Genomic DNA, 18761 nt, shown 5'->3' with positions numbered 1-18761 from the left:
GCATAAAAAAAGGCGGCGCTAAGCGCCGCCGTGTTTGCCAGCTTCCCCTGCATGGGAAATGTCGACAAAAACTTTTTCATAGGCAGACGTCCAGCTGTCCGCCACAACCGTCTTACATCGCCTTCTTTGCCTTGGTGATCAGCTGATCGAGTAGCGAGATGGCAAGATCGATTTCTTCATGCGTGATGTCCAGCGACGGTGCGAACGTGATCACGTTCTTGTACCAGCCACCTACATCAAGCACGAGACCGATCTTCTTGCCGTTGTGCTCAAGATCACCTGCCAGGCCAATATCGACCATCTTGTCCAAGAGTGCCTTGTTAGGCGTGAAGCCATCGTCAGTGCAAATTTCAGCGCGCAGGGCGAGACCTAGACCATCGACATCGCCGATTTCCTTGTGGCGCTTCTGCAGATCCTTCAGCGCGTCGAGGAAATGCGCACCCTTTTCGGCCACGGTCTTTTCGTAATTGAGCTCGTAGCCCATCTTGATCACTTCCAGACCCAACGACGTACCGAGCGGGTTGGAGTTGAAGGTGGAATGGGTGGAGCCCGGCGGGAAGATGGTGGGGTTGATCATCTCTTCGCGCGCCCACAAGCCAGACAGCGGATTGAGGCCGTTGGTGAGCGCCTTGCCGAACACGATGACATCCGGCGTGACGCCGAAGTGCTCGATCGACCACAGCTTGCCGGTGCGCCAGAAACCCATCTGGATTTCGTCGACCACCATCAAGATGCCGTACTTGTCGAGCACCTTCTTGAGATCTTTGAAGAAATGCTTCGGCGGAATCACGTAACCGCCAGTACCCTGGATCGGCTCAACGTAGAAGGCGGCGTATTCGGCCTGATTGACCTTCGGATCCCATACGCCGTTGTATTCGGTTTCGAACAGGCGCTCGAACTGGCGCACGCAGGCGTCGGAATACTCGTCCGGCGTCATGCCCTTCGGGCGACGGAACGGATACGGGAACGGAATGAACATCGCACGCTCGCCGAAGTGGCCAAAGCGACGGCGATAGCGATAGCTGGAGGTGATGGACGACGCGCCCAGCGTACGACCGTGATAACCGCCTTCAAAGGCGAACATCAGGCTCTTGCCGTTCTTGTAGTTACGCACCAGCTTGAGCGAATCTTCCACCGCCTGCGCACCACCGACGTTGAAGTGCACGCGGCCCTTGATGCCAAACTTCTGCTGCGCGTCCACCGCGATGGTCTTAGCCAGTTCGATACGCGTCTGGTGCAGATACTGGCTGGCGACTTGCGGCAACACGTCGATCTGGCGCTTCAGTGTGTCGTTGAGGCGCTTGTTGCTGTAGCCGAAGTTCACCGCCGAGTACCACATCTGCAGATCGAGGAACGGCACACCAGCGGTGTCGTACATCCAGCTGCCTTCGCCATGGCGGAAGATCTTGGGCGGATCGACGTAGTGCACGGTGTCGCCGAAGGAACTCCATTCGGCTTCGTCGGCCAGCAGTTGGGCGTCGGGGATCACGCCGACAAGGGCGTTGGGGTCGTAGGCGTTCATCGGGGAGATACCAAAGAGAAGAGGTGAGAAAGAAACCTTAAGTTATGCGTTGCGCCGCAATCTTGCCTTACCGTCGTCCCGGCGCAGGCCGGGACCCAGTGACTTTGAAGGCCCGCAAGTCGCTGGGTCCCGGCCTACGCCGGGACGACGGACGACATGACGGAGCGACGAAACACATCGCACGCATCAAAAAATCAGAAATTGGAAACCGCCGGCAATACCGACTGCACATGCTCAGCCAGCAAGCTGCCATCAAGCAGGCGCGGCAACAGATCCAGTGCATCCTCGAAACCGGTGATCGGCACATAGGGGATGCCAGCGGCACGGCAATGTTCGATCAGGCGATGCTTGGCGAACACGAAATCAACCTGATCGGCAGCGCAGAAATCCGAAGCGCCATCGCCGATCAACAACGTCTTGCCGCTCGTCTTGCGCGCTTGTGCCACGCACGCGCATTTGCAGGTACCACTGCGGCAACCTTCCGCCTGAAACGGCGAGGTGAGCTGCCATTGGCGCGGCGGCGTGGCCGGCGCCAGGTGGTTGGCGGCCAGCGGAAGATGATCCAGATCGTAGCGACCGAGAATACGATGGATGGCGTAATCCAGGCCATCGCTGACGACGCGGATCGGCGTCTGCAATTCGCTGCAGCGCGCCACGAACGCCGGAAAGGCGTGGTCGATCCACAGGCCATCCAGATGCGTATCCAGTTCTTCCTTGCGCATATCGAGCAGGGCTACCTGGCCGCTCATGCATTCACGTGAGCCAATGCGGCCGGCACGCCAGTCTTGCTCCAGCGCTTCCCATCCGGGGCGCCCGAAACGGTCCAGCAGCGAGTCGATCACGTCTTCAACTGAAATAGTGCCGTCGAAGTCGCAGAGGATGTTCCAGGCAGTCACGCGCAAGCCACTCCAGCATCAAGGTAAACATCAGGGTGGCAGTCATCTTGACCGCCCCCCCCTTTCGGTCTCCTTTCTAGGTAAGCAAGCCTTGCGTAAGTAAGCCAAATCTTGGGTCCGACCAGATATGCTTACGTTTTGCTTGCACGCCTTTCACAACGGTCTTCAGCACGTGCACGATTCAACCCTGCGCAAATTCCTTCGTATTGGCGGCCTGCCCCGCCTGCTTCCTGCGTTGGTGCTGACCGTGCTGGCGGGTTGCCACGCGGCGCCCTTGCCGGAATTGAAGCCGCCGTTGCCCCAAACTTGGCGCAACGCTGCCGTTTCACCGACCAATCCCGCACAACCGGACCTGCGCAGCTGGTGGCTGGCGTTCAACGACCCATATCTGAACTCGCTGGTACAGCGTGCGCTGGACCACAACCTGGATGTGGCTGCCGCCACCGAACACCTGATCGCTGCACGCACGCTCTATAAGCACGCTACCGACAAATACCTGCCCAGCCTGAAGGCCGACACCAACCAGGTGATTGAACCGAATGCCAGTGCTTCGTATTTCATTGCCGGCTTTGACGCCATCTGGGAATTGCCGTTTTTCGGCGCCTGGAAGAGCACGCACCGTATGGCCGACGGCACCCTGGATCAGGCCCATGCGCAATTGCAAAGTGCCTACGTCACGCTGGTGGCCGACGTAGTGCGATGCTGGGTCGAACTGCGTACGGCCCAGGAACAGGCGCAGCTGCTTACCGCTATACGTGACGCCAATCGCGAAAAGCTGAGGCTTTTGCAGGTGCGCGAAGGTTTGAAGCTGACCTCGCCCGCCGAGGTGGCCAACGCCGAGGCTGAACTGGGGCGTGCAGACATGGCGCTGAGCGATCCGCAGCGTGCGATCAACGCCAACGCCCAGCAGCTGGCAGCATTGCTGGGTCAACCGGAGCCGGATCCGGCCTGGCTGGACCAAGCCGGTCCCCAACCGCAATTGGGCAGTTGGCAGCTGACCAGCGCGCCGCCGGACCTGCTGCGTACACGCCCGGAAATCGCCGCTGCCGAAGCGGATGTGTTGCGTGCAGCCGGTGAAGCGGGCATCGCCCGCTCGGACGTCTATCCGCATATCGGCCTGGGTAGCTCGCTGGATTGGTCTTTGACGATCCTGCACCACCATCGCACGATTAGTTCCGGCGAAGGCATTTTTTCCGCCGGCCCCGTGGTCGACATGCCCTTGTTTGACTGGGGTATGCGCGTCGCTCAGGCCCATGCCAAGAACCACGAACTGAAGGCCGCCGTCTACAGCTATCGCCAGGCCGTGCTGCAAGGCGTGGCCGAAACCGAGACCGCCATGGGCGACTTGCAGCAGTTGCATCTGCGCGAGGCCGCCGCCGAACAGGTCGTGCAGGCGCTGGACAGTAGCGCCGCCGCGCAAGACAAGCGCCGCAGCCTCGGCCTGGGCAGCACGCTCGAACTGCAGGACTCGCTGATCGCCCAGCAGAACGCCCAACTCAGCTTGATCTCGGCACGCGGTGAACGGGATATGGCTTATGTCTCGCTTTATAAGGCTCTGGGCGGCGCGCCATTGCCGCCGATCAACATCGCCAAAGAAAACGATGCCCCGCAGCACAAGGACGCGCCCTGATGCGCGCCGCAGTACACCCTTTTGCGGTCATCAATCCCCTTCCCTTCATACGGGGAAGTGAGCTTGATCAAGCCACACCGGAGTTGCACTGATGGTTGCGCTCGCACGCAAAACCTTAGTGCACGAATGGCGACGCTTTCTACCCGCGATTCTCGCCGTGGGCTTCGCCAGCTTGCTGCAATTGCTGCAGGCTGCGCTGGTGCTGGGCATTTTCGGTAGCGCCAGCGTTTACATCACCGGGTCATCGGGTGATTTGTGGGCCGGTTATCCCGGTACGCAGAGCGTGAATCTGGGGCGTCCGATCAGCGAGGACGTCGCGATGCGGCTTCGCATGGATCCGGATGTCACCCAGGTGGAACCATTCCGCTGGGTGGATGCTGACTGGCGCGGCCCGCGCGATACCGGCGGCGTGTCGGTGTTCGTGTCCGGCATCGATCCCAGTCCCGACGCGATGATGTTCTCCAAGGCGCTGCCCCCGGCCTTGCGTGCGCGATTGAACGAACCGGGCGCAGTCATTGTCGACAAGGCAGATCTGGACAGCCTTGGGGTAGACATTGGAGACACGGCGGCAATCAACGGCCAGCGCGTGCGCGTGGTTGGCGTGAGCAGCGGCCTGCGTGCACTGGGCGGCGTCAACATCGTGTCATCGCTGGATACCGCGCGCGTGCTCGATGTCGCGCCGGAAGACGCGGGCATGATGACGTACTTCGTCGCCAAGCTGCGCGATCCGCACAAAGCGAAGATGATCGCCAAACGGCTGAGTGATTCGAATGCATTCGGCCCTTATACCGTTTGGACGGCCAGAGAATTTGCCCGCCAGTCGCAGCTTTACTGGATGCTGGATACCGGCGCGGGCGCAGGCGTGTTGTTCCTGGCCGGCATTGTTTTTCTGGTTGGTGCGGTGATCACCAGCCAGACGCTGATCGCCGCGGTGATTGGCTCGATCCGCGAATACGCCACGTTGAATGCGCTGGGTGTCGGCCGCGGCGCCTTGCGCAAAGTGATTATGGAACAGGCGTTCTGGGTAGGTGCGCTCGGCATCGTATGCAGCGTCGTGATCGGCATCGTGCTGCTGATGATTGCGCGCAATCGCAGCGTCCCGATGGAATTGCATCCGCTGACTGCCGCGGTGTGCCTGACGCTGAGCATGGCGCTAGCGCTCATATCCGGGCTGGCCACCATGCGCAGCCTGCGGCGCGCTGACCCTGCCAGTTTGTTGAGGTGAGCATGTCTGCGGTTTTGCAATCATCATCCACAGCAACACCCGCCTTGCAGGCGCGCAACGTGCGCAAGTCGTTCGTATCCGGGCGTGTTGAAAGCACAGTGCTGCATGACCTCACACTGGATGTGCGTGCCGGCGAACTGACGCTGATCTCTGGCCCTTCCGGCTGCGGCAAGAGCACCTTGCTGGCGATCCTCAGCGGCTTGCAGCCGGCCGACGCGGGCGACGTACGCGCGCTGGGCCACGAACTGAGCGGCCTTAGCATGCGCGCGCTGGAACACTTCCGCCTGCAGCACACCGGCTTCGTGTTCCAGGGCTTCAACCTGTTCCCGGCATTATCTGCGCTGGAGCAGGTGGAACTGCCGCTGAGCTACATGGGCCTGGCCAAAGGCATGGCGCGCCAGCGCGCGATCGAATCACTGGAAGAAGTCGGCCTCGGGCCTCGCATGCAATTGCGCCCCGCCGAACTCTCCGGCGGTGAAAAGCAACGCGTAGCGATTGCGCGCGCGCTGGCCAAGCAACCGGAACTGTTGTTTGCCGACGAGCCCACCAGCGCGCTCGATGCCGCCAACGGCCAGATCGTGATCGATATCCTCCATCGCATTGCCCGCAACCACGGCACCACGGTGCTGTGCGTCAGCCATGACCCGCGCCTGGTCGGCCATGCCGACCGTGTACTGGCGATGGAAGATGGCCGTATTCTGAGCGACCATGTTCCCGCCGCATCACAAGTTGCTGCATCCGAGGCCAAGGAGCCTTCTGCATGAATCTGCGTCACCTTCGCCTCCCGCTCGTTCTTCTCGCGGCCACGCTGCTGGCTGCCTGCTCGAACAGCGATGCGCCGGCGACCAATAACGCTGCCGCCCCCGCTTACTCGGCCATTGCGCGCGGACGCATCGACATTGAAGGCGGACTGCTAAAGCTCAGCATGCCCAGCGAAGGCGTGGTGCAGAGTGTGGATGTGCATGAAGGCGAACAGGTACAGAAGGGCCAGTTGCTGGTCCAGCTCGATCCGCAACCCGCCAAGCTGGCGCTGGATTCTGCGTTGGCCGAGCAGCAACAGGCACAAGCACAGTCCGATGCGCTGGATGAGCGTGTGAAGGCCGCCGACCTGCGTGCGTCTCGCCTGGAACAGGCAGCAAAAGCCGGCGCTGGCGATATCCAAAGCGCCGATGATGCACGTCAGGCCGCCCAGCAAACTCGCGCTGAACTGGAAAACACGCACGCCAATGTGGCTCTCGCTGCGCAAAAGGTTGCAGGTGCGCGCTACCAATTGGAACTTCGCAGCCTGCGCGCGCCCGTCAATGGCCAGATCGTGCAACGCATGGTGCAACCTGGTGCTTCTGTGTCGCCGGCTGCCGGGCCGATCCTGCTGATGCTGCCCGATGCGCCGCGCATCGTACGTGCCGAACTCAATGAATCCTTCGTCGGCGTCGTGCATGACGGCATGGCAGCGGAAGTGGACGACGACAGCGGCAGTGGCATGGCCCCGATGAAGGCGCATGTGTTGCGCATCGGCAATGTGTTCGGCGCAAGCACACTGGAAGATGACCCGCAGGTGCGCGCCAATACGCGTACCGTGGAATGCGTGCTCGCTTTTGATCAAGCACCGGCCACGCCGCTGCGCATCGGGCAGCGTGTGGTGGTGAAGTTTGGTTCAGCGCACCCGTAACCCTACCCTGCCGCGTGGGAAAGGGAGAAATTATGGCAAGCACAAAATTTTAGGTCACAGCAGCGTGCACCCACGCTTCGCGCGTCTCCCGCTCATCGTGTAACGGCTCCAGCAAGCCCCATTGCCGCAAGCTTGTAATCGCCTGCTCCACACCATCCTCGGCGCGCACCTTTTGCCCCAGCGATACCGCTGCCTGGCACATCGGTTTCTTCCCGGCTATATCGATGGCCTCAGCAAGTGCTTCAGCCTGCAGGTTGCGGCGATCCACGATCGCCGGTGCAACACCTTCGCGTTGCAAGCAACGCGCCCAGAACGGTTGATCGCCGAAAAACGGCACGATCACTGATGGAATACCGGCGCGAACGGCCGCCGCCGTAGTGCCTGCACCGCCATGATGGACGGCGGCTGACATGCGCGGAAACAGCCAGTCATGCGGCACGCTGCGAGTGAAATAGAGCTGTCCGTCCTGCGTTCCTTCATTGCCGGCCAAGCCACCCCAACCGGTTGCGAGCACAGCGCGCTGCCCGCTTCTGCGCACAGCGTCGAGCACGCTTGCCGTAAATTGCTCCGCGCGCGTGCTGACCATGCTGCCAAAGCCGACATAGATGGGCTTGGATCCTGCATCGAGAAACTCGCGCAACGTCTGCGATGGTTGCCATTCCGGCTGATCGAGAAACCAGTAGCCGGTGATCTGCGCGGTCGGCGGCCAGTCAGCGGGTCTGGGCACTACGTGGCGACTGAAACCGTACAACACGCGATGCTGACGGTTATTGAAATACGGCCCGTACCACGGATAGCGCGGCAAACCGAGCTGCGGGCGCACGATGTTGTTAATGGCCGGCTTCATCACATGCCACACCAACAGGCGCAGCACGTTGTACATCGTCATGTTCAAAGCAGGCGGCAGCTTGCCAGCACCCGACAGCACCAGCGGAGGCATGAAACGAGAAGGTGTCAGCGGCTGCAACTGCGCGCCAACAAAAGGAATGCCGCGCGCTTCGGACACCGCTTTGGCCAGCAACGTGCTGTTGGCTACACCGATCAGCAAGCCCGCGCCTTCGGCCGCTGCCATGCCTTCGCGCGCCCAATGCGTCGCCCACTCCGCGTAAAAGCGGCGTGAGATGCGCGCCATGGCCGACATGTCCAAGCCCTGATCCGCAATCTCGCGATTGGAATCGAGCAGAGTTTGAAAATTGGCCGTCAACGGATAAAAGTCCAATCCTGCAGCGCGCACCATGCCTTCGAAATTGTCGCTGGTGACGATCCGCACCGGATAACCGGCGCGCTGCAGGCCGACGCCCAGCGCGACACAAGGCCGAATATCGCCTTGTGTTCCGATGGTGAAGATCGCGATAGGAGCACCATGGGAGATGGCGTCACGCATAGGCCACACTCCCTGCAGATGGCTGCGTCGCACCCGCAACCACCGGCAACGAAACTGCGGGTACGCGGATCGATTGCAGTGCATGCAGTCGCTGCATCACCAGCTTGCCGATCTGCGCGGCGTGCGTCGCGTCCAGCATGGTCTGGTGGTGACATGCCACTTCGCGCACATCAAGCCAGCCACCGACATAAGGCTGCCACGCCTCGGGCTTGTCATAGAGCTGATCGCTGAGATCAACCTCCTCCTTGATCGCTGCATGGAAGAACATCACATCAGCATCGATGCGTTGCGGTGCATGCTTGCGCGCGAGCAGCAGGTTGTTGAGCGTAACGGCCGAGACGTGCTCAATCAGTTGCGGATCGTTGCGAGTGATTTCCTGCACTAGCGGCATGTTGAAAACGCCGTATTCCTTGCACAGCAGATCAGTGAGTGCGGCCAAGTGCGTCGGCGGGTTTTCGGCGGCATGATGATGAAAGCCGAGGAAACGCAGAATCGCCTTGATTTCTTCCGCCTCACCCGCGTTTGACGAAGCGCTGTCCACGACAAACGGATAGGCATCGAGCAAAGCCAGGAATTCCACCTGCTGACCCGCCGCCCGCAACTGGGCCGTTATTTCGTGGGCAATCAAACCGCCCAGTGACCAACCGAGCATCCGATACGGGCCTTCCGCTTGAATGCGGCGCATCTGTACCAAGTAGTCGGCAGCGATCTGAGCAACGCTGCCGGGCAACGAAGCGTCGCCTCGCAGGCCGCGAGACTGCAAACCATAAACCGGCAGTTGCTCATCCAGATAACGAAGCAGGCTCGCGTAACCCCAACTAAGGCCTATCGCCGGGTGTATGCAGAACAAGGGACGCTCGTGACGCGCCATGCGAAGCGGCAGCACGACCGCCAGCGGGTCACCCGTCGTCTGCGCACGTTGCAGATAGGCCGCCAGGCCAGCGATGGTCGACGCCTCGAAAAGGCTAGCCAGCGGCAATTCCATACCAAAATGCTCGGGAAAGCGCGCCACCATTTCTGCCGCAGTGAGCGAGTCACCGCCCAACTGGAAGAAATTGTCGTGCAGACCCACACGCTCCACGCCCAACACTTGCTGCCACAACGACGCAAGTTTCTTTTCCACATCGGTCACCGGCTCAGCGTAGGCGACCTTGCTGGAACGTGTTGGTGCGGGCAAGGCTTTCCGGTCCAGCTTGCCAGTGGCCGTGAGGGGCATCGCGTCGAGCACGATGACATGCGAAGGAATCATGTACTCGGGCAGGAACCGTGCGAGGTGGCTGCGCAAAGCGTCGATGCTGATGCTCTTTCCCTGACGCATCACAACGTAACCCACCAGGACCAACGTACCATCGTCCTCGCGATGTACCGCGACAGCAGCGTCCGCAATCGCGCTATGCCGTGCCAGCTGGCATTCGATTTCGCCCAGCTCGACGCGATGACCACGAATTTTCACCTGACCATCCGCACGGCCGACGAAGTGAAGCAACCCTTTATCGTTCCAATACACCAGATCGCCGGTGCGATACATGCGGCTGCCATCATTAGCAAACGGATCGCTCAGAAAGCGCGCTTCGGTAAGTTGATGGTGATGCAGATAACCTTTCGCTACACCTGCGCCGGCGATATACAGCTCACCCATAGCTCCCGTCTGCACCGGCTGCTGGTCTTGATCAAGCACATAAAGCCGCGTGTTGAGGATCGGACGACCAATAGGCGGCGCGTCTCGGCCAATGTCCTTCAATTCGATGGCGGTGGACAGCACCGTGGTTTCCGTGGGTCCGTAAAGCTGCGTAACGCGTGTAGCCTGTTGCAGCAAACGAGCGGCAAGTTCAGCACTCAGGGCTTCGCCACCAACCAGGGCATGCAATTGTTTCAGCTGCGCGTCCGGACTCGCCAGTATGACCCGCCACAATGATGGCGTGGCCCACATATGAGTCACGTGATGCTGCTGCATCAGACGCAGCAAGGCCGGCGGATGGCGTACCGTCTCGGCGCTGGCAATCACCACGCTCGCTCCCGACGTCAGCGGCAGAAAGCGCTCCAGCATCGCGATATCAAAGACCATGGTGGCGATGGCCAGGAAGCGATCGCTGGCGACAAGTGCGAGCTGCTCGCGCATGCCTTGCAGCAGATTGCCTAGATTGCGATGCGTGACTTCCACACCTTTGGGCTGGCCGGTAGAACCGGAGGTGTAGAGCACGTAGGCGGTGCTTTCCGGCATAGACAGATCGGGCTCGGGTGCCGTGATATCCAGCAAGGCATCGAGATGTTCGGGATGCAGCAACAACATGCCACCCAGCCCAAAGCGTGCACACAACTCCGGCGGGGCGATCAGCGCGATCGGCGATGCGTCGTCCAGCATCATGGCGATGCGTTCGGGCGGGCCATCCGGATCGAGCGGCAGATAGGTAGCACCCGCGCGCATGATCGCCAACAACACGATCAGCCATTGTTCGTTGCGCGGCAACATTACAGCCACGATATCGCCCGGCAGCACACCATCGGCAATCAGTTGGCGGGCTTGGAGCACGCTACGCTCATGCAATTGGCGATAAGTCAGTGTTGCTGCTTCGCAAATCAATGCTGGCGCATCGGGAGTGTGCTGTGCATGCTGGGCAATCAGTGCAGGCAGGCTTTCCGGCATCAGCGGCGCTGCAGTCGCATTCCAATCGTGCAACAGGCGCTCGCGTTCTTGCGATCCAAGTATGTCGATTTGCCGCAACGGCTGCTGCGGATCGGCCAGTACGCCATCAACCAGCAAGGCAAGACGGCGGCGGTGCTCGTCCAGTTCGGCCACGCTGTACAGCACGGGATTGGCGTCGAAATCGAAACGCAGCTCGCTGCCGTCGCCGCGGTCATAGACGAAGATCGTAAGGTCTTCACCGGAACCGTTGGAGACGTTATGCGAAATAACGCCTGCACCGGCAAACTGAAGCTGGTAGTCGAACGGCTCGATGTTCACACCCAGCCATGCAATATGCTTGCCCTTACCGATCATGCTCAGATCGCGGCGCAAATCCTCATAGCGATATTGCTGGTGCCGCAGCGCCTGCCTGACGGTCTGCGCGACTTGCGCAAACAGATCCGCCGCCGTGGTGTGTGGCGTAAAGCTCAGGCGGATGGCCACGATATTGGCAACCATGCCGGGTGTTCGACGCAGCGCTGCGTTGATGCGCCCGGATACCGGCATGCCGATCACCAGATCGTTCGCGCCGGTGGCCCGATGGTAATAAGCAGCTACGAGCGCAATCAGGATTTGCGGCAGGCTGGTCGCGGTCTGCTTACCGAGCTCACGCAAACGCTGCACGGTGTCGATGGACAAGTGGCCGGTGCTACGCCTCAATCCGCCCATGCTGCTGTGCGGACCCAGACGCGCAAGGGATACCGCCTCAGGCAGGTCAGCGAGCTTTTCTTTCCAGAAATCGCGATCTCGACGGAGCCGGTCCGAATCACGATAAGCCGACTCGGCATCGATCAATTCGTTCAACGAGCCGAACTCGCAGGGCGCAGGCTCACGCCCTTCCACATAAGCGGTATATAGCTCCGCCAATCGGCGCGCAATCACGCCACCGCTGTAACCGTCGTAAACCACGTGATGTGCGCGCTGATACCAGTAATACCGATCATCCGCGGCCTTGAACAAAGCACTGACCCATAGAGGGTCATTGGCCAGATCGACGGGACGGCTCAGCTCCTCCATCATCCAAGCTTCCGCCACTGCGCGTGGGTTGGCTTCGCCACTGAGGTCCAGATACGGAAAGTCACCGTGATAACTTGACCGAATGATTTGACGCGGCTGACCGTGATGTTCGATCACGCTCACGCGCAAGGTTTCCGCTTCGTGAGTGACCTGCCATAAGGCCCGCACGAACAGATCGGGCTGCACCGGCCCGCAAATCTCCAGCATTTCGGCGATATTCAACGTGGCGTCCGCCGCACCGATCTTCTGGCCTACCCACAGTCCACGCTGGGCGGTGGTCAATGGCAGCGACATATCCGGCTCGAGGTTCATTGCGCAGTCTCCTGGCGAGTGCACGCATTCCCGCGTATCGTCTATCTGCGTTGCACTTGCGCTTGTGATTGGTACGTTTGTGATTGGTACCTGGTACCCCTGGACACACTCTTCCCGGCGCAGTCATCTGCGTTTTTGTTTTTCGAGGCAAAACCACCCATCACAGCCAGGGCATGGCCATGAGGAACTCGCACACGTGTTGAACGATTGGATACTGCCGATCAGACGCCCGCTGACGAATCGCCAGACGACATCACTGGCGTGACTGACTCCCTGCTTGTGCGTTGCACGCTCCTGACCAACGCTAAGACTTGCCTTTACGCATAGTGACGACACCTACGTGCATGCTTTGCATCGCCCACACCGCTTTTGCGAAGTCATCACACATGACGACGAGCCATGTGCACAACATCACACTTGCTTCAAACGCTGAAATCTTATGTTGCGGTGTATCAATTCGGCGATGAAAGAATCGTCAACAACTATCAACGCACACTGTCGCTGTTAAAGCACCGCCGCATTTCAAATGCGTGACATGCTCTTCTTTGAGAACAAAGTGTGAAGACATCGCCCATAAAAAACGCTGCATCCCGCGAAGGATGCAGCGCTTCATCGTGAAAATATCGCGACGCTTACGTATGCGCCGTACTCAACGATCGTCACGCGTCCAGATCAGGCCATCGCTTTCGCGCACTGGAAACCGGTGAATCGGTTCATAAGCCGGAGGACACGTCGGCTGGCCCGTGCGTAGATCGAAGCGCGCACCGTGACGCGGACACTCCACCTCAAATCCGATCACATCGCCACCGGCCAGTTCACCGCCGTCATGTGTGCAAATATCTTCCACGGCATACAAATCACCATCGATGTTGAAAACGGCAATGGCAGTGTCGCCATCCCATACCACCTTGAACTCACCGGGCAGCAGTTCCGAACGCGTACCCACTTCCACCCATGCATCGCTCATGCGGTTACTTCCGAAAAGGGCTTGATCATCAGTTCAAAGCGCAGATCGTCGCGGCGCGGAATGCCGAAGCGCTCATTGCCATAAGGGAACGGTGAGTATTCGCCGGTACGCCGGTAGCCGCGCCGCTCGTACCAAGCGATCAGTTCGCTGCGCGCGTCGATCACCTTCATGTGCATGGCGGCGCACTGCCAGACATCTCGCGCGTAGCGCTCGGCTTCGGCCAGCACCTGCTTGCCCAGCCCCGCGTTTTGCCGGGCCGGACTGACGGCAAACATGCCGAAGTAGGCAGATTGCCCGTGCTTTTCGATGTGGCAGCAGGCGAGCAGTACATCGCCTTCGAGCGCCAGCAATACGGCGCCATCCGGTGCATTCAACAATTCAGCAACCAAGCTGGCATCGGTGCGGCGACCATCCAGCAAATGGGTTTCAGTCGTCCAGCCGCGCAGGCCGGATTCGCCGCGATAGGCGGACTCGACCAGGGCGACGATCGCCTCGACATCGGCGCTGACGGCGAGGCGGAAGATGGGAGTGGTATCTGCAGTCATCCTTAGATGATAAGCAGCCGCAGAAAGGCATGCCAGCTCCCCCTGGCTCAGCCAAGGCGGCGCGAGACAGCGAAGAAAATCAGCGAGCCAAATCCGAAGGCGCCGATCAGCAAGGCAACCACACCAGGGGTGACGGTGGTCCAGCCCGCATACTGGATCGCTCCAAACGCCAGCGCCTCGGCAGCGAGCACGATGCCCCAGCGCAGGGAGGCCATCCGGCGAAGATGCTGCTCTCGCTGTACGATCGATTCGATAAGCTCCTTCGAACTGGATTCGAGCATCTTGAGGCGTATCCGCGCATCGACCAGTAGCCTGATGACGTAGGTGATGCAAAACGTCACGCAAACAAAGAGCACTATCGGGACAAGGTGAAGATCATCCAAGTTCACGTTTTTCTCCGGAAGTCGAGGTACCCAGGAGGGGCTTGTGATCACAGAGATACGACCAGGCTCATACTGGTTGCAATCGGGAGCTGCAACCAGGATAACCCCGGCCGTATCTATGCAGGTGTCATGGAACCCGCGCCGCATGAGCAAACACCCGGATCGTCCGCTCGTCGAAGCCGTACTGGCGAATGCCCCCGGTGCGTTCGAACGCCTCGTGCGCGAGTATCAGGCGCTGTGCTGGCACATCATCTACCGCATGGTCCGGCACCCGGAAGATGCCCGCGACCTTTGCCAGGAAACCTTCCTGCGCGTGCATCAGAGCCTGCATCAGTACCGTTTTGAAAGTACGCTCAAATCATGGATAGGCCGGGTCGCCTACACCATTGCCCTTCGCCATCTGGAACGCAAACGTATCGCCGTGGTCGACCTGGGCGCCGACGAGGATATGTCCAGCCTGGTGGAGAACATTGGCGACGGCTTCGACCTCGAATCGGCCTACGCCAGCAGCGAAATGGCCGGACATCTGCATGCTGCGATCGAAGCGCTGCCCCCCATGCAACGTACTGTGTTGACGCTCTATCATCTCGATGAACTATCGATCGAGGACATAGCCGGCATCACCGGCCTCGCCAACGGCACCATCAAGAGCCATCTGTTCCGTTCCCGCCTTGGCCTGCGCAAAGTGCTGGAATCCGTGCAAGGAGTACCCTCATGACCCATTCACCCCAACCGCCCCACGACCCTGTCGACGAGCGCGAATGGACCCTGCAGGAACGGGCGCTGCAGGCGGAGCGGTTCGGACTAGGCCCAGAAGACGACGCGAAGCTGCAACGCTACCGCGCCGTAACGCGGGCACTGCGGGAACCCCTGGACCTGCAGCTACCGGACGACTTCGCCATCCAGATGGCACTCAGGGTCAAACGACGTTCGGCCAGTGATAGGCAGCCGGAGCTCTGGCTGAGCAGCGTACTGCTCGGCGCGCTGTGCGCCATGATGGTGGGGCTGGCGGTGATGTGTGGCCCTGAGTGGCTGCAACTTGGGCAGGCGGCGGTGAAATCTTATCAACTGACGAACCCGTGGCTGCTGGCGCTCGTCGCTTGCATGGTCCTGCCGGCCGTATTGGGCAAACTCACACCTCACCACAACCCTCCGCACCATCACGGGTTGCGTTAGCACACTACAACCCTGCGCTTGAGTCAGAGCAGCAACTTGCGCACCTTCAACAAAGCGGCAATGAAAGCATCGACTTCTTCACGGGTGTTGTAGAACGCAAGCGAGGCGCGCAGCGTAGCCGGCACGCCATAGAACTGCATCAATGGGTGTGCACAGTGATGACCCGAACGCACCGCCACGCCTTCCAGATCCAGCAAGGTGGCCAGGTCGGTGGCCTGCGCACCCTCGATCAGGAAGGAGATGACCGGCTCCTTGTCGGCCGCTTCACCAAAGATGCGTAGCCCCGGGATCTCGCGCAAGCGCTCCGTGGCGTAGGTAAGCAATTCGTGCTCCCACGCGCGGGTCGCTTCGAAACCGAGCGACTGGATGTAGTCGATGGCCGCACCGACACCGGCAAAACCGGCGATGTTGGGGGTACCGGCTTCGAACTTGTGCGGCGGATCGGCAAAGGTGGTGCCATCGAAGCGCACTTCGCGAATCATCTCGCCGCCACCGAAGAACGGTGGCATGGATTGCAGGTGTTCCCGCTTCGCCCACAGCGCTCCGGTGCCGGTCGGCGCGAGCATCTTATGGCCGGTGATGGCGTAGAAATCGCAGCCGAGTGCCTGCACGTCTACCGGGCGGTGCGGCATTGCCTGCGAGCCATCCACCAGCAGCGGAATGCCACGGCGGCGGCATTCGCGAGCGATCTCACGCACCGGGTTCACCGTGCCGAGCACGTTGGAAACATGCGTGACGCAGGCGAGCTTCACTTCCGGCGTCAACAGCTCGAAGAACTTCTCCAGGATCAATTCACCGCGCTGATCGATCGGCGCGGCCTTGACTGTCGCACCGCTGCGCGCCGCCACCAGCTGCCACGGCACGATGTTGGCGTGATGCTCCATCACCGTGGTGACGATCGCGTCGCCCGGCTGCAGGCGCGGCAACGCGTAGCTGTAGGCCACCAGATTCATGGATTGCGTCGTGCCCGAAGTCAGCACCACGTCGTTGCGCGAACCGGCGTTGATGAAAGCCGCCAGCTTGTCGCGTGCGCTTTCGTATGCCGCAGTGGCTTCCTCGCCCAACTGATGCACCGCACGCGCGACGTTGGCATTGTGCTCGCGGTAATGACGATCCACCGCTTCAATCACCGACAGCGGCTTCTGGCTGGTGTTGGCGTTATCGAAATACACCAACGGCTTGCCGTGCACGGTGCGTGACAGCAACGGAAAATCCAAGCGGACGCGCTGTACATCGAAGTCGACGGAAGGATGGCTGGGCTTGGCGTTCATGATGTGATTCAGGGCAGATGCGCGAGCAGCGCTTCGGAAAAATAATCGCGCAGGGTTTCGTTCGGCAGCGAAGCAAACACCGCTCGGCAAAATGCCGCCGTAAGCAGTGCACGCGCTTCAGCCTGTGGCAAACCGCGCGAACGCAGGTAGAACAGCGCGCGTTCGTCAAGCTGACCAACAGTGGCCCCGTGCGCGGCCTTCACTTCATCGGCATAGATTTCCAGCTCTGGCTTAGTGTCGATCTCGGCCAGCGAGGACAGCAGCAGATTCTTGTTGCTGAGACTGGCGTCGGCGCCATCCGCACCTTCAGCCACCACGATGGCGCCACGGAACACGCCGCGTGAACGCTCGTCGGCCACGCCGCGCCAGATCGATTCCGAAGCGGTATTGAGCGCCTGATGGCGAATCGACAACTGCGTATCCACATGCTGACGCCCGCGCAGCACGAACACACCGCGGGTGTCGAATCGCGCCTCGTCGCCGCGCAGTTCGGCATGCAGATCGTGGCGCGTCAGCGCGCCGCCCAGTTCCAGCACATGCATCGTGGCCTGCGACTTCGCACCAAGGTGCAGGCTGCCACGGCGGATCAGCGTGCTGTCCTCACCCGCGTTCTGAAGCAATACATGCTGAAGATGGGCACCATTCTGCAGCACGATATCGGTGACCAGGGTGCCCAGGTGCTTATGTGGAGCGCTGTAAAGGTGATGCTCGACCAGATCGAGCTTGGCGCCCTCACCCAGTTCAATCACATTGCGCGCATGCCAGGCCAGATCATTTTGCGCCGGCGCACCGACGAAGCAGATCTGTACCGGCTTGTTGATGCGCGCGTTTGCGGCAACACGCAACACGACACCATCCCCGGCCAGCGCCGCGTTAAGGCGCGCGAAGATATCACCGGTTTCACGGTAATGGCGGCTGAGCGAAAAACGCAGCGGCTCCGGATCTTGCTCCAGCACCTGCGAGAGCGGCTGCAGCGTAAGGCCAGCCGGCAGCGCTTCAAGCCGCGACAAGTCTGCGCGAAACACGCCGTTGACGAATACCAGGCGCGGCCCATCCACGCCGGGAAGTTTCAGCACATGCGTGTCGATGGCATGCGTGGCGGCAGCAGGATCGCCCAGCGCAAACCGGCGCTGGCCCAGCGCACGCAGCGCGGTGTACTTCCACGCTTCGGCGCGGGTATCGGGTAAGCCCGCGGCGATGAAAGCTTCAAGGTTTTCACGGCGCGCGGCGTCCAGCCACGCTCGCCCGCTGCCGGGTAGGCGCAAGCTCGCGGCGTCGCGCAGACCTTCAATAAAAGGAAGCGGCGCGGACGAGCTCATGCACTTGCCTCATTGACCCAGGCGTAGCCATGTTCTTCCAGCTTCAGCGCCAGCGCCTTGTCGCCACTTTCGACAATGCGGCCATCGGCCAGCACGTGCACGAAATCCGGCTCGATGTAATCCAGAAGACGCTGATAGTGGGTGATCACCAGGAAGGAACGATCCGGCGAACGCAGCGCGTTCACGCCTTGCGACACCTGCTTGAGTGCGTCGATGTCCAGGCCTGAGTCGGTTTCATCGAGGATCGCCAGCTTCGGTTCAAGCACCGCCATCTGGAAAATCTCGTTGCGCTTCTTTTCGCCGCCGGAGAAACCTTCGTTGACGGCGCGGTGCAGCAGTTCGTCGGAGATCTGCATGATCTTCAGCTTCTCGCGCACCAACTTGAGGAACTGCATGGAATCCAGCTCCGGCTCTCCACGCTGTTTGCGCTGTGCATTGAGTGCGGCACGCAGGAAATAAGTGTTGTTCACCCCGGGAATTTCCACCGGGTACTGGAACGCCAGGAATACACCCGCCGCAGCGCGCTCTTCCGGTTCCAACGCGAGCAAATCGCGTCCCTCGAAAATCACCGAGCCTTCGGTCACCTCATAACCTTCGCGACCGGACAGCACATTGCCCAGCGTGGACTTGCCGGCACCGTTCGGCCCCATGATGGCATGCACCTCGCCCGGGTTCACGGTGAGGCTGAGCCCCTTGAGGATGTCCTTGCCCTCGACGCGGGCGTGCAGGTTTTCGATCTTCAGCATGTCGTTTCCTGAAGCG

General features: G+C 60.6%; 16 protein-coding genes. 6 read left to right on the top strand and 10 right to left on the bottom strand.

Features of this window, described 5'->3' with window-relative positions; all coding sequences use genetic code 11:
- Positions 1-112 precede the first annotated feature (112 nt).
- Positions 113-1522 carry an aspartate aminotransferase family protein gene (locus tag ISN74_RS04300; RefSeq protein ID WP_188797700.1) on the bottom strand — a complete coding sequence of 470 codons (1410 nt, stop codon included), beginning with the start codon at positions 1520-1522 and terminating at the stop codon, positions 113-115.
- Between the two features lie 194 nt (positions 1523-1716).
- Positions 1717-2418, bottom strand: coding sequence for an MtnX-like HAD-IB family phosphatase (locus tag ISN74_RS04295; RefSeq protein ID WP_425488830.1), 702 nt, complete (start codon positions 2416-2418; stop codon positions 1717-1719).
- 172 nt (positions 2419-2590) lie between these two features.
- On the opposite strand from ISN74_RS04295, the gene ISN74_RS04290 reads away from it, so the two are divergent.
- The 4 genes from ISN74_RS04290 (at position 2591) to ISN74_RS04275 (ending at position 6942) form a co-directional block, all read left to right on the top strand.
- Positions 2591-4048: an efflux transporter outer membrane subunit gene (locus tag ISN74_RS04290; RefSeq protein ID WP_229678993.1), complete on the top strand. Its 1458-nt coding sequence runs from the start codon at positions 2591-2593 to the stop codon at positions 4046-4048.
- A 91-nt stretch (positions 4049-4139) separates the two neighbouring features.
- Positions 4140-5273 (top strand): ABC transporter permease, encoded by a 1134-nt coding sequence (locus ISN74_RS04285; protein WP_188797694.1) that lies wholly within the window; start codon positions 4140-4142, stop codon positions 5271-5273.
- A gap of 2 nt (positions 5274-5275) precedes the next feature.
- Positions 5276-6037: an ABC transporter ATP-binding protein gene (locus ISN74_RS04280; RefSeq protein ID WP_188797692.1), complete on the top strand. Its 762-nt coding sequence runs from the start codon at positions 5276-5278 to the stop codon at positions 6035-6037.
- Positions 6034-6942: an HlyD family secretion protein gene (locus ISN74_RS04275; protein ID WP_188797690.1), complete on the top strand. Its 909-nt coding sequence runs from the start codon at positions 6034-6036 to the stop codon at positions 6940-6942. Before ISN74_RS04280 ends, ISN74_RS04275 begins: the two co-directional genes overlap by 4 nt.
- A 49-nt stretch (positions 6943-6991) precedes the next feature.
- Here ISN74_RS04275 and ISN74_RS04270 read toward each other — a convergent pair whose 3' ends face one another.
- The 5 genes from ISN74_RS04270 to ISN74_RS04250 form a co-directional block, all read right to left on the bottom strand.
- The gene (locus ISN74_RS04270) at positions 6992-8326 is read right to left on the bottom strand and encodes a glycosyltransferase (RefSeq protein WP_188797688.1); all 1335 of its coding nucleotides are present in this window, start codon (positions 8324-8326) and stop codon (positions 6992-6994) included.
- Complete coding sequence (locus tag ISN74_RS04265) at positions 8319-12338, bottom strand: non-ribosomal peptide synthetase (RefSeq protein WP_188797686.1); 4020 nt, start codon at positions 12336-12338, stop codon at positions 8319-8321. Before ISN74_RS04265 ends, ISN74_RS04270 begins: the two co-directional genes overlap by 8 nt.
- Positions 12339-12987: 649 nt before the next feature.
- Positions 12988-13305, bottom strand: a complete 318-nt coding sequence (locus tag ISN74_RS04260; protein ID WP_188797684.1) for a non-heme iron oxygenase ferredoxin subunit — start codon at positions 13303-13305, stop codon at positions 12988-12990.
- Entirely contained in the window at positions 13302-13850 is a 549-nt protein-coding gene (locus ISN74_RS04255; protein WP_188797682.1) for a GNAT family N-acetyltransferase, read from the bottom strand. Before ISN74_RS04255 ends, ISN74_RS04260 begins: the two co-directional genes overlap by 4 nt.
- Positions 13851-13897: 47 nt before the next feature.
- The gene (locus tag ISN74_RS04250) at positions 13898-14239 is read right to left on the bottom strand and encodes a hypothetical protein (protein WP_229678991.1); all 342 of its coding nucleotides are present in this window, start codon (positions 14237-14239) and stop codon (positions 13898-13900) included.
- A 139-nt stretch (positions 14240-14378) separates the two neighbouring features.
- Here ISN74_RS04250 and ISN74_RS04245 point away from each other — a divergent pair, with 139 nt between their 5' ends.
- Together ISN74_RS04245 and ISN74_RS04240 are read left to right on the top strand one after the other, a co-directional pair.
- Positions 14379-14951, top strand: a complete 573-nt coding sequence (locus ISN74_RS04245) for an RNA polymerase sigma factor (protein WP_188797680.1) — start codon at positions 14379-14381, stop codon at positions 14949-14951.
- Positions 14948-15409, top strand: a complete 462-nt coding sequence (locus ISN74_RS04240) for a hypothetical protein (protein ID WP_188797679.1) — start codon at positions 14948-14950, stop codon at positions 15407-15409. The genes ISN74_RS04245 and ISN74_RS04240 overlap by 4 nt, the downstream gene beginning before the upstream one ends.
- Positions 15410-15432: 23 nt before the next feature.
- On the opposite strand, the gene ISN74_RS04235 is transcribed toward ISN74_RS04240, so the two are convergent.
- Genes ISN74_RS04235 through sufC form a run of 3 tightly spaced genes read right to left on the bottom strand, consistent with a single transcriptional unit; the run spans position 15433 to position 18745 of the window.
- Entirely contained in the window at positions 15433-16680 is a 1248-nt protein-coding gene (locus tag ISN74_RS04235; RefSeq protein WP_188797677.1) for a cysteine desulfurase, read from the bottom strand.
- An 8-nt stretch (positions 16681-16688) separates the two neighbouring features.
- Entirely contained in the window at positions 16689-17999 is a 1311-nt protein-coding gene (sufD, locus tag ISN74_RS04230) for a Fe-S cluster assembly protein SufD (RefSeq protein ID WP_188797675.1), read from the bottom strand.
- Entirely contained in the window at positions 17996-18745 is a 750-nt protein-coding gene (sufC, locus tag ISN74_RS04225) for a Fe-S cluster assembly ATPase SufC (protein WP_188797673.1), read from the bottom strand. Before sufC ends, sufD begins: the two co-directional genes overlap by 4 nt.
- Positions 18746-18761: the final 16 nt, after the last annotated feature.

This window comes from Dyella caseinilytica, assembly GCF_016865235.1.
GTDB lineage: Bacteria > Pseudomonadota > Gammaproteobacteria > Xanthomonadales > Rhodanobacteraceae > Dyella_B > Dyella_B caseinilytica.
Note: the sequence above shows the minus strand (reverse complement) of the source record. Positions and strands in the feature narration are given on the sequence as shown.